We start from the raw sequence: 309 nt of genomic DNA on the forward strand, positions 1-309 counted from the left end.
CATAACCCCTAAATCAATTCTTAAGTCTGCCGAGTATGCAAAGCAAGCGGGTATGAAAATGATGACGTTCATCATCATGGGACTCGGTGGCAAAGAGCTTTCCGAGACTCATGTGACTGGAACGGCTGAGCTATTAAATCAAATTAACCCAGAAGAGATACGAGTGCTCACCCTTGCGGTCAAAGCGGGAACAGATCTCGACGACATGGTTCAGCAAGGTAGTTTTACTCCGCTCACTGAAAAAGAGATGGTGGAAGAGCAAAGAAAGCTCATCAGCCTATTAGACGGCATTGATAGTCAGTATGGGAA

At 45.6% G+C, this 309-nt stretch carries 1 pseudogene; it reads left to right on the forward strand.

The window, feature by feature from the left end:
- Positions 1-52 precede the first annotated feature (52 nt).
- Positions 53-309: pseudogene (locus AB4585_RS27025) on the forward strand (radical SAM protein); the annotation flags it as partial.

Origin of the sequence: Vibrio sp. 10N.222.49.C9 (assembly GCF_041474985.1) — a bacterium.
Lineage (GTDB): Bacteria > Pseudomonadota > Gammaproteobacteria > Enterobacterales > Vibrionaceae > Vibrio > Vibrio crassostreae_C.